Source organism: Streptomyces sp. RG80, from assembly GCF_040446465.1.
Taxonomy (GTDB): Bacteria; Actinomycetota; Actinomycetes; order Streptomycetales; family Streptomycetaceae; genus Streptomyces.
This window is the reverse complement of the sequence record NZ_JBEAAJ010000015.1, coordinates 128,513-140,491: the sequence shown is the minus strand read 5'-3', so window position 1 is coordinate 140,491 and position 11,979 is coordinate 128,513. Positions and strand designations below refer to the sequence as shown.

The window sequence follows — 11,979 nt, the reverse complement described above, 5'->3', positions numbered from 1 at the left end:
GGTCACCCCCACGCTCCCGTGGGCCGGTAGCCCTGTGCGATCAGATCGTCGACGCAGGCGATGGGCGCGTGCGGCACGATCCGGCCGTCGTGCGCCTCGGCGAACACCTCGCTGGACAGCACGCGGCCGTCCACGCCGTTCACCTCGCGGATGGAGGTGACCGAGCGCTGGAGACGGCCGCCCGACTGGAAGTTGTTGCGTCGCTGGATGAAGACGACGAAGTTCACGGCGCCCGCGATCAGCATCTGGCTGGCCTCGATGGGCAGCCGCTCGGAGGCCTGCAACGCGTAGGTGGAGATACGGTTGAAGACCTCGCTGGAGCTGTTGGCGTGGATCGTGGACAGCGAGCCGTCGTTGCCCTGCGACATCGCGTTGAGCATCGTCACGATCTCGTCGCCGAGGACCTCACCGACGATGACGCGGGAGGGGTTCATACGCAGCGACCGGCGGACGAGTTCGGCCATCGGGATCATGCCCTGGCCCTCGGAGTTGGGCAGCCGCTCCTCGAACGCGACGACGTTCGGGTGGAGATCGGGGAAGGTGTCGAGCCCGAGCTCCAGAGCACGCTCGACGGTGATGAGACGCTCGTGCGGCGGGATCTCGTTGGCGAGGGCCCGAAGCAGCGTGGTCTTACCGGCGTTGGTCGCGCCCGCGATCATGATGTTCTTGCGGGCCCGGACCGCGCAGGCCAGGAAGTGCGCGACCTCCGGCGACAGGGTCCCGTTGCCGACGAGGTCGGAGATGAAGACCTTGCCCATGCGGGCGCGACGGATGGAGAGCGCCGGGCGCCGGGTGACGTCCATGACGGCCGACAGACGCGAACCATCCGGGAGTCGGAGGTCGAGCTGCGGGTTGGCCGAGTCGAAGGGCCGGGACGACAGACCCGAGTACGCGCCGAGGACCTGGATGAGCTCGATGAGCTCCTCGTCGGACTCGGCGACCGGATCGCCGGTGACCTCGCGCCCGTCGGAGTAGCCGACGAAGACCTGGTCGTACCCGTTGATGTCGATGTTCTCGACGTCCGGGTTGTCGAGGAGCGGCTGGAGCCGTCCGACACCGAACAGCGCGGCGTGCACTGCGGCGGCGTACTGCTCCTCGGTCTCCGCGTCGAGCGGGGTGCGCCCGGCGTTGATCTCGGTGCGGGCGTGGTCCTCGAGGATCTGGGCTATGACCGCGCGGGCGTAGTGCCGTTCGTCCTCGCCGGACATCGGCGTGACGCCGGACACCTGGTCCTGGCGCCGCTGCTCGGCGATACGGTCGCCGGCGTCCTGCCGGAACCGCTTGACCAGTTGATGGTCGACAGCGGTCATCGCCCGGCCCCCGCATGGCCGTTCATCTCGCCGTGCTGGGCCTGGGTGGGTACGGACCAGGCGGCGCCGTACTGCTGGTAGAGGTCCGCGGTGACCTTGCGGGCGGTGCGGATGAGCAGCGACTTGTCGAGCCGCCCGCGCTTGCGGCCGGCCAACTGGTCGGCGCCGGCCGGGTCGTCGGCGATGGTGCCGACCACGCGGGCGCCGGTCTGGGCGTGCACGAGCATGTCGTTGACCTGGCCCGAGATCTTCGCCGCGTTGTTGGTGTCGGCGATGAGCACGACCCCGATCATCGGGTTGCCCATGGTCGCGACCCCGCGCTGGCCCCCGTGCAGCTTGTTGCCGAGGGCGGCCGCCCGGTCCCGGACCCGGGCGATGGCCTCGGGCTCGGTACGGGATACGAGGAGTACGAGGGAGGCGTGCGGGAAGAGGTCCACGGCAGGCGTGTCCCCGGCGATCCGGCCGCAGTCGGCGATGACGTCGGCGGGCGCGTTCGGGGACTCGGCGAGCGCGGCGAAGGAGTGCCCGAGGGTCGGCCACAGTCCGGCGAGACCGGCGGCCTGCTCGGCGTTGCCGAGCCCGACGAGCACTTCGAGGCCGCCGCTCAACGGCTGGACGTGGTCCCAGAGTTGGTCGGGGACCAGGCCTCGGCGCGCGGTCGCCGCGATGGACAGCATCCCGGTGTTGGGGTTGAGCGGCCCGCCGTGCGCGGCGGCACTGCGGTAGACGAGGTCGCCGCCCGCCGGGTCGGTCTCCGCGAGCAGCGCGCGCCGCGGCCAGACCGCCGCGAGGGCGACGGCCGCGGTGGTGACGCCGGGGGAACCCTTGTCGGCGGCGAGAGCGATGAGCGCCATGGGTCTGGGGCCGCCTTCTAGTTGCTGCTGTTGCTGGGCACGAGAACCAGGACGACCTGGCTGTTCGCGGCGGCCTGGGCGAGCGCGGGAGCCACGTCGGAGTCGACGGCGAGGGTGTACGCGGTGTTGGCGCTGCCGACGATGTCGTCGTCGTTCGCCACCGGTACGGCGGTCACGATCGCCTTGTCCACCAGCAGGGAGTTGTTGTCGCCCGAGGCCGAGGCGGAGCTGTTGCCGCCGGAGCCGCCGTCGGTGACCCGGTAGGCGGCCACCGTGTCACCCTGCTTGATGCCGGAGGGGAACTGACCCGCCTTGAGGGAGAGGCCTACGAGGGTCTTGCCCTCGGTGGCACTGACGTCCTTGCTGAACATGTCACCGATGACGACGGTGCCGGCGTAGATAGTGGACTTCGCCTTGTACGACTCGAGGGTGCTCCGCTGGGACCACTCGACGTAGTTGACGGCGGCGTCCTCGGCGACCAGCACGGACGTCGTGTTGCTGCTGTTGACCGACTCCCCGGTCTGGATGTCCTTCGTGACCTGGACGACCTCGATCCGGTCGCCGGCCTGCAACACCAGCATGGTGGCTCCCAGCGCACCCACCAGGATCAACAGCACCGCCAACGCGGCCAACGCCGGTTTGCGCTCGCGAGGCGGCGTGGGAAGCCGGTCACCGACCGACGGCTGAGCAGGAGGTGCGGAACGACCGTGAGCCGCCCCCGAACGCTCTTGGATCTTCACGCAACCGCTCCCCGTACACCCAAGAAAATGTCTGCCAAATTCTCTGCAAATTAGGACACTTCACCCGCGTTCGCCTGAACCTTCGCGGCTAGCCATCGCTGGGGTGAGTGTCAAGCCATGGCACCGTATCAGCCGCACATAAGCCCCTCAAGGCACGTCCGCCGTCACGCATCTCACCCCGCCCACCGTTATTCATCTGCAACTGAGGGCGTCAGAAGCCCTTTTGCGTCCAGCATGCGGAACGGCGTCACGGGCCGCCCATGAGGCCTCCACCATTCGCTCACGAGGGGGCGAAACCGCCGTGACATGATCTTTGCTCGATTCACGGACACGGGGGAGTTGCGACGGTGACCGAGCTCGAAACGGGTCTTCTGCCGATCGGCGGGGCCGCGCTGGCATCCGATGCCCGGGTGCTGGAGGCGGTACGCGCGACGGGTGCGCGCACCGGCGTCGACTACACGAACGACACGGCGGTCTCGGCGCTGCTCGCGGAACGCCGCGAGGCGGCACACCGGGTGCAGCACCGGCCGCTGGCCTGGGTCGCGGGTTTCGCGCTGGTGGCGGTCGTGTGCTGGGTGGTCACGGCGGTGAGCGTGCCGGCGATGGGCCCGGTGAAGGCGCTGATGGCGGCCCCCGTCCTGATCCTGGCCGTGGCCGCGCTGGTCCACGTCCGCAGGGGCTGGCGGCGCGAGCTGCTGCACCCCGCCCTCGTCGGCTACCGCGAGATCCTGGGCGTGGCCCGGGCCCATGGGCTGCCGCTGGCGCATGTGCCGGGGTGGCTGGAGGGCAGGCCGGAGGGCTCGGGCGGCAACGGCAAGGCAGTACTGCCGATCCCGTCGTACCCGAAGGTGGACCCGGCGCCGTTCGCGGGCGGCGCACCGCAGGGCTTCGGCGCCGCGCAGGGCTTCGGCGCACCGCAGGGCTTCGGCGCCCCGGTCCCGCCCTCCCCCGTGCCCCCGAAGCCCGCCGCCGTCACCGAGTACGAGCGGATCGCGGACGCGGGCGGCTGGCACGACGAGACCGGCTGTCTGCTGATCCTCGGCGCCGGCGGCGGAGTGCTGTGGGCGTCGACCGACGGCACCCCGCTCGGCTACGGCGCCCTCGCCCTGATCCCCCTCGCGATCGTGGTCTGGCTGGCCGGCCGGAGGCAGGGCGCCGAGAAGGCGCGGCTGCGGGCGGAGGCGGTGGCGTACGTCCAGGCCGTCGCAGCGGTGCAGGCGGCGGGGGCGCGGGTGCCCGAACTGTCGCCGGCGCTGCGGAAGTTGTTGGACGGGGCGTACGTCCCGTAATCGCCGGCCGGCAGTCGTGCAGGCCGAACCATCCAGGAGCCCCCCACATGAAGCGAGCCACGCTCACTCTCTCCCTGCTGTCCGCGCTGTCCCTCACCACGCTGACCGCGTGCGGTGGCGGAGACGGGGACGACAGCAGGACCACGGCGTCCGAGAAGCCGAAGCCCAGCACCTCCGAGGCGAAGCCGTCGGCGGACCCGGCGGCCGAGTTGGCGAAGCTGCTCGTCACGAAGGCGGAGGCCGGCGGCGACTACCGCATCGACGAACCCGCCAAGGAGGACGCCCTCGCCACGAGCCAGGACCAGCTGAAGGTCGAGAAGCCGGTCTGTGCCCCGCTGGCGTACGCGTCCAACTACCTCCCCGTCGGCGACCCGGAGGCCTCACTGGTCCGGTACGCCGGCACGGGGAGCTACCTCTACACGTACATCACCCTCGCCACGTACGCGGAGGGCAAGGCCGAGGAGGCGATGAAGGGCCTCGCGGACGCGGCCTCCTCCTGTACGACGGGCTACACCGCGAAGTCCAAGAAGGCGAGCACGACGTACACCTCGGTGAAGAAGGAGACGGCCCCCTCGGACCCCTCCGCCGACGAGTCCCTCGCCACCGTCTCCACGGTCTCGTACAAGGGCACCCAGACCATGCGCACCCAGACCTTCCGCTTCGGCGACACGATCGTCAACTACTTCTCGATCGACAGCGGCGGCTTCATCAAGGGCCAGTCCGCCCAGGCGATCGTCCCCGCGGACCTGGTGAAGGCACAGAACACCAAGCTGGGCTGAACACGCCTCACTTCAGCCTTCACTCGGGCGGGTGATCCAAGGTCGTACACCAGACCACGAGAGGATCACCCGCCTACCGTCCACCACATGGTCAGCTCATCCCACGAGGCGATGCATCACATCTTCCGGGAGGACCCAGGCGTCTTCGCCCGGACCTTCCGGCGTCTCGATCTCCCCTTTCCCGATCCGGTCGCTGTGTCCCTGCTGCCGACAGACCTCACCGAGATCCAGCCCACGGAACGACGCGTGGACACTCTCCTGAGGATCGACACAGCATCGGGCGAGAGCCACCTCCTGATCATCGAGGCTCAGGGGAAACCGAACCCCCTCAAGCCCAGCAGCTGGGCCTACTACGTCGCGCACCTGCGCGAGAAGTACGGCATCCCGCCCGTCCTTCTCGTGACCTGCCAGGACCGCAACACGGCGAAGTGGGCCGAGAAGCCCATCGTCATCGGCCCCGCATTCTGGCCCACCCTCACCCTCCGTCCCTTGGTCCTCGGTCCGCACAACGTCCCCGTGATCACGGACCCGTCGGCCGCCGCCCGTGACATCCCGCTCGCGACACTCAGCGCCATCACGCACGGCAGGGACCCGGACGCCCCTGCCATACTGAAAGCCCTGGCTGTCGCCCTGAAGACCATCGACGAGGAGACCGCAAGGATCTTCGCCGAGCTCACCGAACTCGGCCTCGGTAAAGCCCTGGCCGCCGAGACCTGGAGGCAACTGATGGCCGTCGACCTCTCTTTCTTCCGCTCCGAGACCTCCCAGCGACTGCGGGCCGAGAGCCGAGCCGAGGACATCCTGCTGATCCTCGACGCGCGTGGCATCGGCGTCTCGGAAGCCACACGCGAACGGATCACCAACTGCATGGACCTGGAAACCCTCCGCACCTGGGTCACCCGGGCCGCGACCGCCGCGACCGCCGAGGACCTGTTCGTGGAGACCGGGGACTGACGGGCCGCGCCGACGCCGGACGACGTCAGTACCGGCGTCGGCGCGCCATCACACTGCTGATCCGCCCGGATAACCGAGCACCCCCCTTCCCACCCGCTGAGCTGAGGCCCCCCGTCGTTCGCGATCCGGAATCGCGGTAGCGTCACGGCCTCGCCAAGCCCCGGCAAACAGCCCCCCATCGGCCGCTCAAGCCGCGCCCATCCTTCCCCCACGTCGCTCACCAGCGCGAATCCGCTGCCTAAGATCACGAACGCGAACCCGAACACACCCCCGAGCACCCGGAACGCCTCGTGAGTGACCTACGGCTCGAAGACACGATCTTCGAGGATCTCAAGCGCACCTTCTCGACGATCTCCGACCGCATGGACACCGCCCGCCGCACCCTGCGCGGCACGGACGGTTCGGTCGTCGGCGCACCCCGGCTCGTCGACGATGTGCACGAGTTCGCCGACGACTGGGGCTACGGCATCAAGCAGCTCGGCAAGCACACCCAGAACGCGGTCAAGATGATCAACAAGATCGGGAAGACCTTCGACGACCTCGACCTGGAACTGGCCCAGTCCCTCAAGGCCCCGAAGAAGGGCCGCTGACCCCTCATGACCCGCCCCTCCTTCCCCCACATAGGCTGGGACCCCACCCCCGGCGACGTGGAGCAGACCCGCGAGCTGGCCAAGAAGCTCGGCGGCCTGGCGAGCGAACTCGGTACTGCCGTACGGGAGTTGGAGCAGATCGAGTGCGGCGCCTGGAAGGGCAAGACTGCCGTCGCCTTCAGCGAGCACATCTCCACCGACGTCACGCCCCTCATCAGGCAGAGCCACGACTCCTTCGACAAGGCCGCCCGCGCCCTGCACCGCTGGGCGGGCCAACTCGCCGGTTTCCAGGACGAGGCCGACCGTCTGGAGAAGCAGGCCGGCGAGAAACTCGACGCGAAGTCGGACGCCAAGGAAGGCACCGAGGCGTACGGCAAGGCTTCCGGTGACGTCGACAACGTCATCCGCGAGGTCCACGACCTGGAGGACCGCTACCGCAAGGCAGCCACCGCGGCCGGCCGCGACCTCGACAAGGCGGCCGACATCGCGCCGGACGAGCCCGGGTTCTGGGACCGGCTCGGCCACGACCTCGCCGGCGCCTGGGACGCCACCGGCGACTGGTTCAAGAAGCACGCCGACCTGTTCAAGGAGATCGGCGACATCCTCAGCCTCGCCAGCGGCGTACTCGGCATGCTCGCCATCATCACCGCCCCCTTCGAGCCGCTGGGCGCGATCTTCGCCGCCGGCGCGATGATCGCCAGCGGCGCCGCACTGCTGTCGCACGCGGTGGCCAAGGCGTCCGGCGCGGACGTGAGTTGGACCGACATCGGGTTCGACGCACTCGGCATCCTGCCTGGCGTGAAGGGGCTGACGGGGAGCGCGGAGCTGGCGAAGGGGGCCAGTGCGGTGGCGCGGGCGGAGGAGCTGGGGGAGGGATATCGGGGAGTGACCAGTCTCAGCAAGAGGTTCATACTGTTCGGCCCCCTCAAAGCCGCGCCCATGGTCAAGCTCGGTGAAGGGGGCAGCAGGCTGACGCTGGCGGTGGAGAGCGGCCTTCAGAACGTCCGCAAGGGGCAGCTGCTCGGCACGCAGGGCCTCAACGCCGTCGGCTCCAAGCTGCCGTTCGTCAAGGGTGCCGAGGTCATCGCCCCGATGAGCAGGGCGGGCCGCAGCCTCGACGCCGCGATCAAGGGCGGCTTCAACGCGCTCAAGGTGCACACCATCGCGACCACCGACTACGGGAGCTGAGGCAGGACATGTCCGGCACCGATACGACGTCGCAGCTGCTGACCGTGGGCAGCGCCGCCCTGCCGCCGATGGCCTTCCGCCTCCCGCACGGCATGCACGCGATCGAGGTGTCGCTCGACGCGGCGGAACGCGCCGAGGCCGTACGACGCCTGGTCCAGGACATCTACCCCCACGGCGAGGAGCCACTGTGGGGCACGGTGGGCGACCTGTACAGCGCCATGGCGGAGGAGCTGCTGTCGTCCGGAATCGCCTTCTTCGGCATCGGCCTGTACGAGATCGAGGACGGCGGAGGAGTCGCCCACTGCTCCCTCACCCTCGCGGTCACCGAGTCGGAGTCCACGGAACCGGACGTGGTCGCCGAGGGAATCCGGGCCGTGCTGCTGAGCGATCCGCTGCGCGAGGTGTCCTGGCTGGACCTGCCGTGCGGCCCCGCCGTCGCCGGGATCGGTTTCCGCAAGCTGCTGGTGGACGGCGCGTACACCCGGTCCGGCATGGACACCGAGCTCGTCATGGGCCAGATCCAGGTGTACGTCCCGTTCCCGAAGGACCCCTACACCGCCGTGATCACCCTCGACACGGCGTCCGTCGCGCAGTGGGACGAGTTCTCGCAGGCCCTCGCGGGAATCGTCGGCTCCGTGGAGTTCCCGACGGAACCGCAACCGGAAGAAGTGGTGCACTGATGGACTGGTACCCCAGCGCTGACGAGGACCTGCTGCTGCGCACGTCGGCGAGGTTCGCGAGCGGCATGTCGGTCGCGGTCCACGGCTCCCGTTGGTTCCGGGACACCGAGCGCCATGACATCCAGGACGAACTCCCGGGCTGGCCCGAGGGCCCGGCCTACGCCCTCCACTCCACCGGCGACCGCGCCGTACGCCGCACCGGTCGGGCCCTGGCGTTCGGGATCCCCCTCATCGCGAACATCATCGCGAACATCGGCGGCGCCATGGGCTCCCCCTTCGGTGACGTCCCGGTGTACGGCAAGCCGGAGGAGCCGGAGAACGAGGTCGACGACTTCCCCGTCATGTGGGCCGCCCCCGACACCCTCGCCCGCACCGCCCCCTGGCAGCTCGACCCCGCCCGCCGCCCCAAGGGCTACCTCACCGACCTCGTCCTGACCAGCCGTCGCCTGCTGTTCCTCGGCAACCAGACCGCCACCCTCGCCAAGGCCGACGTCCTCGCCGAGTACCCCCGCGACGCCATCGCCGGCGCCCGGCAGATGACGTACAGCGAGGTGGAGGCGGACATCCGCCTCACCTTCTCCGACGACTCCTGGATCCGCCTGTTCACCGGCAACCCGGACAGCGCCAAGCGCGTGGCGCAGATCCTCTCCGGCACCGTCCAGGCCGTCCCGGAGAGCGAACTCTCCCCCGGCCAGCGCAAACGCGTCGCCAAGTTCCTCGCCGAGCTCCCGGCGGACACGCCGCCCCCGTCCTTCACCCGCCTCCCCAGCGGCATCGTCATGGTCGAGGCGCGCGTCCCGTCGAAGGCGGGCAAGGACGTCCACGACACCCACACGATCCTGATGGGCCGCGACGGAGAACGCGCCAAGCCCCAACCGGGCGACCTGTAGCGCCGGGTGGCAGGCCGGGTGGCAACCCCGGGTGCCGTTTCGCACTAGCGAAGCACCCCAGTAGAGTGCCGCGGACAACCGCGGGCGATCACTGGGGGCACAGCGCGATGCGAGCGGCGGCGAAGAGCGACAACGCGGCCGGACGCCGCCCGTTCATCCAGCTCGCCTTCCCGATCACCTTCCTACTCGCCTTGCTGGCCGCCCTGTTCACGGCCACCACTCCGGCGCGAGCCGCCACCGACTCCGAGGCCCAGGCCACCTACCTGGCCACCCAACTCCGCAAGAACCCGGTCTACATCACCGACCAACTCCCCCGCGAGATCCCGAAGTCCACCACCCCCGCCTTCGAGAAGGTCGCCCAGCGCACCGGCGTCCCGACGTACGTCCTCGTCCTCCCGGCACAGTCCACCGCCGTCTCGGGGTTCCTCGACTCGGTGCATGACCGGCTCGGCGAGGACGGCCTGTACGTGCTGATGGACGAGTCGACGATCACGGACACCGAGGCCTACGGAATCCAGGCCCCCGACGAGGACGCGGCGACCGTCGCCTTCTACGAACTCCCCTACGACGCGGGCCCGTTGCGGCAGCTCGAGCGCTTCGTGGACGTCGTCGTGCAGGACGCCGAGAGGGTTGCCGTCCGGGCGGAGGCGGCGCGCGAGAAGTACCAGGACGACCCGCCGGCCGACCTGTACATCGGCCCGTCCGACCGCGAGAACCAGTCGAACCTCACAGGCATGGCGATCACCGGCGCGCCCCTGCTCATCCTGCTGCTGGTCCCCTACGCACGACGGTGGTGGCACCGTCGGCCGGGAGCCGCCCGGAAGGAGCCGAAGCGGCTCCCTCGCTGGCTTCTCCCCATGATCGCCCTCGCCACCGCCGCCGCGATCACCGTCTCCGCACCGCTCGTCTTCGACGAGACCAGGACGAGCGCGTCGCCCCCGCCCAGAGCGGTCGACCTCAACACCCGCCTCGACCGTGTCGCGGAAGGCCTGGCCAAGGACCCGGTGTACGCGGACCCGGAGAGCCCTCAACTGCTGGACACGGCCCGCTTGACGCAACTCCACGCCCGTATGGAGAAGTTCACCGCTTCCCGGGGCGGCGGGCCGGTGTTCGTCGTGCTCGTCCCGCAGATGTACGAGGACGAATCCACGGGCGACGAGGAGGCGTTCACCGCCGCGGTCCGCGACAAGCTCGGCGGCGCGAACGGGGTCTACATCGTCGCCGACCCGCTGAACGGCTACATCAACGCCTTCAACTACGGCCTCGGTCTCGATACTTACAGCCCGTTCTTCGACCTCCCGGAGTCTGTCTCCTACGGCGACGACAAGGCACAGCGGGCCGACGACTTCCTCCTGGGCGAACGGCTCGACACCCTGCTGGTCATCCTCGACAAGACCGAGCGCACGGACGAACCGACCTCCCCCGGAGACCCGTACCCGGTCGCGGACGCCGTCACCGAGGACGATCTGCGACCGCTCTACTACGGCGACTTCTGGTCAAGCCTGTTCCTGGGCGTACTCGCGGCACTCCTGATCTTCGGTCTGGCAGCGACCGTACTGGGGATCGTCCGCAGACTGCTGTTGCGCCGCACCCCGGAACCGCTGCCGACGTCGGCTCTGCCCACGGACTCCCCGGCCGCCCCCACCCTGCCGTACCTGCGCGACACTGCGAGGACCGAACTCCGCGCCATGAAAACGGAGTTCGCCGCCGACACCACCGCCGACGCCCGCGCCCGCAACCGCCACGAGGCGACCCTGCTCCTGACGAACGGCGCCGACGACGTCGACGACAGCCTCTCCCCCGCGACTCTGGTGGCCGTCATCGTCCTCGCCCGAGCCACTCGCGCCGCGCTCGCCCACCACAACGCCACCCTCTGCTGCGGCGTGAACCCCCTGCACGGCCCCGCGACGGCCACCCGCCACGTCCGCGTGTCGACCGATAACCACCGCCGCAAGATGCTCCCGGTCTGCGACCACTGCCTGAACACCCACCCGAACGAACTCCCGGCCCAGCTACTGAAGTTGCCCGGCGCGGAGGTCCCGTACTACGAGGACGACCTCCTCTCCGCCGTCCCCCAGGGCTTCAGCAAACTCGGCCGCAAGGTGCGGGAGTCGACGCGGGTCCGCTGACCGTCGTGGGAAGGCCTGCTCGGAATGCGGCCGGGGAACCTCACTCGCACCAGCGGCTGCCGGCCCGGTCCGCGGTGATCTCGACGTCGAGGGTCCCCTTCTCGGGCCCCCAGACCGTCAGATACGCGGTCGTACCGTCGATCCGCTTGGCGAGGCAGTCCCCGGCCGCGGTCCGCCACCCGCGCGTGGACCCCACGTCCAGGTAGTGCCGGAGCGCGCTCTCCCGGGAGCCCTCGTAGGCGTAGGACCGCCCGGCGACCACGAACAGATCGTCGTCGTCGCAGCTCCGGTACGACTCCCCGGCACCGGCCGACGACGGCGGCACATCCAGCACGGACTCCTTGGCCAGCGCCTCCCCGAGCCGCTCCTCCGCGTCCCCGCACCCGTATCCGAACGGGAAATACCCGGCCGACGACCCCACCGATGGCCCCACCGACGACCCCGTCGCGACATAACCGGCCGTCCCCAACAGGCCCACCGCGGCCACGACCACGGCCAGCGTCTTCCCCACCCTGTGCATGCGCATGTCGGGGGACGCTAGCGGATGCCGACCACCTCACAACCCCCGCCCTGTTC

The 11,979-nt window shown here is 69.8% G+C and carries 12 protein-coding genes; 8 read left to right on the top strand and 4 right to left on the bottom strand.

The window, feature by feature from the left end:
• Positions 1-2: 2 nt before the first annotated feature.
• From ABKA17_RS41585 to ABKA17_RS41575, 3 genes are read right to left on the bottom strand one after another with little or no spacing between them, the layout of a single operon-like run.
• Entirely contained in the window at positions 3-1,310 is a 1,308-nt protein-coding gene (locus ABKA17_RS41585; protein WP_353697611.1) for a TadA family conjugal transfer-associated ATPase, read from the bottom strand.
• Complete coding sequence (locus ABKA17_RS41580; RefSeq protein ID WP_353697610.1) at positions 1,307-2,164, bottom strand: hypothetical protein; 858 nt, start codon at positions 2,162-2,164, stop codon at positions 1,307-1,309. Before ABKA17_RS41580 ends, ABKA17_RS41585 begins: the two co-directional genes overlap by 4 nt.
• A gap of 17 nt (positions 2,165-2,181) precedes the next feature.
• Positions 2,182-2,904 (bottom strand): hypothetical protein, encoded by a 723-nt coding sequence (locus tag ABKA17_RS41575; RefSeq protein ID WP_353697609.1) that lies wholly within the window; start codon positions 2,902-2,904, stop codon positions 2,182-2,184.
• A 347-nt stretch (positions 2,905-3,251) separates the two neighbouring features.
• Between ABKA17_RS41575 and ABKA17_RS41570 the strand changes: the two genes are divergently transcribed.
• From ABKA17_RS41570 to ABKA17_RS41535, 8 genes are all read left to right on the top strand, one after another.
• Positions 3,252-4,193, top strand: a complete 942-nt coding sequence (locus ABKA17_RS41570; RefSeq protein ID WP_353697608.1) for a hypothetical protein — start codon at positions 3,252-3,254, stop codon at positions 4,191-4,193.
• A 47-nt stretch (positions 4,194-4,240) separates the two neighbouring features.
• Positions 4,241-4,972, top strand: a complete 732-nt coding sequence (locus ABKA17_RS41565) for a hypothetical protein (protein ID WP_353697607.1) — start codon at positions 4,241-4,243, stop codon at positions 4,970-4,972.
• A gap of 87 nt (positions 4,973-5,059) precedes the next feature.
• Positions 5,060-5,926 (top strand): hypothetical protein, encoded by an 867-nt coding sequence (locus ABKA17_RS41560; RefSeq protein WP_353697606.1) that lies wholly within the window; start codon positions 5,060-5,062, stop codon positions 5,924-5,926.
• A gap of 290 nt (positions 5,927-6,216) precedes the next feature.
• Complete coding sequence (locus tag ABKA17_RS41555; protein ID WP_353697605.1) at positions 6,217-6,516, top strand: hypothetical protein; 300 nt, start codon at positions 6,217-6,219, stop codon at positions 6,514-6,516.
• A 6-nt stretch (positions 6,517-6,522) separates the two neighbouring features.
• On the top strand, positions 6,523-7,704 hold the full coding sequence (locus tag ABKA17_RS41550) for a putative T7SS-secreted protein (protein ID WP_353697604.1): 1,182 nt from the start codon (positions 6,523-6,525) through the stop codon (positions 7,702-7,704).
• 8 nt (positions 7,705-7,712) lie between these two features.
• A complete protein-coding gene (locus tag ABKA17_RS41545) occupies positions 7,713-8,384 on the top strand; it encodes a hypothetical protein (protein ID WP_353697603.1) in 672 nt (223 codons plus the stop codon).
• On the top strand, positions 8,384-9,274 hold the full coding sequence (locus ABKA17_RS41540; RefSeq protein WP_353697602.1) for a hypothetical protein: 891 nt from the start codon (positions 8,384-8,386) through the stop codon (positions 9,272-9,274). Before ABKA17_RS41545 ends, ABKA17_RS41540 begins: the two co-directional genes overlap by 1 nt.
• Before the next feature lie 65 nt (positions 9,275-9,339).
• Positions 9,340-11,403 (top strand): hypothetical protein, encoded by a 2,064-nt coding sequence (locus ABKA17_RS41535; protein ID WP_353697601.1) that lies wholly within the window; start codon positions 9,340-9,342, stop codon positions 11,401-11,403.
• A 40-nt stretch (positions 11,404-11,443) separates the two neighbouring features.
• Here ABKA17_RS41535 and ABKA17_RS41530 read toward each other — a convergent pair whose 3' ends face one another.
• Positions 11,444-11,929, bottom strand: coding sequence for a hypothetical protein (locus tag ABKA17_RS41530; protein ID WP_353697600.1), 486 nt, complete (start codon positions 11,927-11,929; stop codon positions 11,444-11,446).
• Positions 11,930-11,979 lie beyond the last annotated feature (50 nt).

What these genes read in the sequence shown, in the direction of transcription:
- ABKA17_RS41585 (WP_353697611.1), bottom strand. Translation starts at nt 1,310, where the DNA reads ATGACCGCTGTCGACCATCAACTGGTCAAGCGGTTCCGGCAGGACGCC.
- ABKA17_RS41580 (WP_353697610.1), bottom strand. Translation starts at nt 2,164, where the DNA reads ATGGCGCTCATCGCTCTCGCCGCCGACAAGGGTTCCCCCGGCGTCACC.
- ABKA17_RS41565 (WP_353697607.1), top strand. Translation starts at nt 4,241, where the DNA reads ATGAAGCGAGCCACGCTCACTCTCTCCCTGCTGTCCGCGCTGTCCCTC.
- ABKA17_RS41560 (WP_353697606.1), top strand. Translation starts at nt 5,060, where the DNA reads ATGGTCAGCTCATCCCACGAGGCGATGCATCACATCTTCCGGGAGGAC.
- ABKA17_RS41550 (WP_353697604.1), top strand. Translation starts at nt 6,523, where the DNA reads ATGACCCGCCCCTCCTTCCCCCACATAGGCTGGGACCCCACCCCCGGC.
- ABKA17_RS41545 (WP_353697603.1), top strand. Translation starts at nt 7,713, where the DNA reads ATGTCCGGCACCGATACGACGTCGCAGCTGCTGACCGTGGGCAGCGCC.
- ABKA17_RS41540 (WP_353697602.1), top strand. Translation starts at nt 8,384, where the DNA reads ATGGACTGGTACCCCAGCGCTGACGAGGACCTGCTGCTGCGCACGTCG.
- ABKA17_RS41530 (WP_353697600.1), bottom strand. Translation starts at nt 11,929, where the DNA reads ATGCGCATGCACAGGGTGGGGAAGACGCTGGCCGTGGTCGTGGCCGCG.